Raw genomic sequence first — 1,883 nt, forward strand, 5'->3', positions numbered from 1 at the left:
CACACGTTACATGAAACAGTCACACGTAACCATTGTTGTCGGTATATGTGGCAACTGCTCAGTAATGTGAAAAAATTCTTGAAAAAATCTGCAAATAGACTCTTTCAGAGAAAGTAAATCGAGTGTCCCACTATTATGAAAAGTTATTTAGTATGAGAGAGATAGATATATCTTCATCTATCATTTTCTTATAGACATTGAGGTGACTCACTGAACATCCAACTTCACCAAGGGTTAGATATATTTTATTAAAGTCTGGGCAAATTTTCTTGAGCTGTTCATCAGATAATCCTCTCCCATACACACCCGTAATAAATTCGGCATCAAGGTTTGCCTTTTCTAATTGACCCTGTATTGATAGTTTGCGATCTATATCTTTTTCTAAATTAATAACAAAAATCTTCATATCACACCATATTTAGTTTTTATTTGGGTAATGTGAACTTTATCCGAGATACAACTGACGTTTTCGTTAACAAAGTAAAGCAGCAAACCAATTTATAAACTGTAGATGAGGTTTACTGTTACGTCGAATATTTTGTCAAAAAATTATCTCTATATAGTGAGTGAGGTTTCTCGCTGAAGCTGTAAAAAAGAACAGAATAGATATTCTATTTCTGAACGTTATAATTCAGTTTATTATGTAAGTCAGAATTTTTTGTAGTTCGGTAAGCGAAGGCATACAGGAAGGTTGTTATCATTATATTAGGAATGTGATTTACATTGATACTAATTAACGCTTGATGACGTACTTGCCAGAGAATTCGGTGTGGAATTTGAGAGAGAGGAAGGTGGCGAATATTGAATTACTTGAGTAGGGATGGGGAGCAATAGCGGTGTGTCATTACCAAAATTTCCACCACGGTTTTAATTCTCTGAAAGAAAGCCCTTCAGGTGGAATAATAGGCTTTCCCTCCTTATCGATATCATAGCAGTCCTCTCCTTGAACTTTTGCATTTAGCGTTTTGGCAATAGAGTGCATTTTTTTTATCATATGGCTGTCAGGATTCTTGGCGGTAATCATTCCGTCATCCAGCCAAAACCAGCTTGTTATCGACTGATCTGGGTGCTGAGTCCAAACAGCCATACTTTCATCCACACAAATAAGTGTTTCGCCATTAGAGAAAAGCGCTTCAGCATAACCATCGAGTCTCATCTCGTCATCCTGATTAATATAATCAATCCATTCTTGCATGGAAATATTGGCTGATTCGTCAGAATATCGGTCAGGGTCATCGTAATAATCATTCAGATCAACGCGGGTTATGTGTACGTTAAAGCCCATAAATCCTCACTCGTCCTGTGCTTGCTTCAAGTACTCCTGCCACTCTTCCCATACATAATCCGGGTTAATATCCGAGTAACCTCTTTTTTCATCCATAGCTTGGTTTACCGAAACAGGGCAAACTATACATGTACCATTATCACGAATATCTTCGACTTCCTCTCTGGTCAAAGGAGTCCCTTTTTTATTCTGAGCATGTACAAGGAGTAAGATCAAGGCAGGAATGTATGCCAGTTCTAATTTTTCTTCGTCCATCAATCAAATCTCTGCGTTATTTAAAATTATACCTGCAACTCAAAACATCAATATCGTTGTTATGTTTTCAACGTTGACTATTCAATCAGAAATAAATTTCGACTGTTTTTTGTCGATCAGCGCGCAAGAAGAAAAAATCACTGCTGCCAATTTTGCTGCCAAAATATTAGGAATGGATATTAGGATAATATTAGGAATGTGATTTGTATCAAAGAAAAAAGCCACCTTGCGGTGGCCTTTTTTATTGTATATAGAAAACCCCCTGCTAGGCAGGGGGTTCCGTAGAGCTTTCAGCGATGAGGCAGCTATAAAAACCCCTTTTGATTTGTTAAAACACCTTGCG

The 1,883-nt window shown here is 37.2% G+C and carries 4 protein-coding genes; all 4 read right to left on the bottom strand.

From position 1 onward, the window contains the following. Positions 1 to 133: 133 nt before the first annotated feature. Complete coding sequence (locus AACS90_RS22585) at positions 134 to 406, bottom strand: glycosyltransferase family 25 protein (protein ID WP_099123646.1); 273 nt, start codon at positions 404 to 406, stop codon at positions 134 to 136. A gap of 438 nt (positions 407 to 844) precedes the next feature. Continuing rightward, the gene (locus tag AACS90_RS22590) at positions 845 to 1,285 is read right to left on the bottom strand and encodes a hypothetical protein (protein WP_099123647.1); all 441 of its coding nucleotides are present in this window, start codon (positions 1,283 to 1,285) and stop codon (positions 845 to 847) included. Positions 1,286 to 1,291: 6 nt separating this feature from the next. Continuing rightward, positions 1,292 to 1,540 (bottom strand): hypothetical protein, encoded by a 249-nt coding sequence (locus AACS90_RS22595; protein WP_099123648.1) that lies wholly within the window; start codon positions 1,538 to 1,540, stop codon positions 1,292 to 1,294. A gap of 81 nt (positions 1,541 to 1,621) precedes the next feature. Beyond that, on the bottom strand, positions 1,622 to 1,883 hold a 262-nt coding region (locus AACS90_RS22600), incomplete at its 5' end, for a hypothetical protein (protein ID WP_206601867.1).

Source organism: Xenorhabdus sp. KK7.4 (genome assembly GCF_963876465.1).
Taxonomy (GTDB): domain Bacteria; phylum Pseudomonadota; class Gammaproteobacteria; order Enterobacterales; family Enterobacteriaceae; genus Xenorhabdus; species Xenorhabdus stockiae.

Coding starts and splice junctions, on each gene's coding strand:
- AACS90_RS22590 (WP_099123647.1), bottom strand. CDS start 1,285: ATGGGCTTTAACGTACACATAACCCGCGTTGATCTGAATGATTATTAC.
- AACS90_RS22585 (WP_099123646.1), bottom strand. CDS start 406: ATGAAGATTTTTGTTATTAATTTAGAAAAAGATATAGATCGCAAACTA.
- AACS90_RS22595 (WP_099123648.1), bottom strand. CDS start 1,540: ATGGACGAAGAAAAATTAGAACTGGCATACATTCCTGCCTTGATCTTA.